Below are 273 nucleotides of genomic sequence, written 5' to 3'. Positions count from 1 at the left end.
ATTAAAACGATAATCGCAGTTAAAGTAGCTTTATGTACAAAACGGTATTCAATTCTACCTGTTTTTTTATATTCACCCATCACTTCCGGCATAAGACGTGGATATGTGCCGAAGTATTTTTGGGTTAAACCAACGAGAATACCACCGATAGTTGTTACACAAATAGTGTAATACGGGGGAGAAGAGAAAATAGTAGGTAAGTATCCCCAAATAAAGTGAATGCCGATATTTATTGTAACTAAAAATAGCCAGACTGTAGCTCCTACTATAGAG

1 pseudogene is annotated in these 273 nt (G+C 35.9%); it reads right to left on the bottom strand.

The features are described 5' to 3' along the window. Positions 1–273, bottom strand: a pseudogene (locus SB775_RS29495) (chloride channel protein); the annotation flags it as partial.

It is taken from the genome of Peribacillus sp. SIMBA_075 (genome assembly GCF_046534585.1).
Note: the sequence above shows the minus strand (reverse complement) of the source record. Positions and strands in the feature narration are given on the sequence as shown.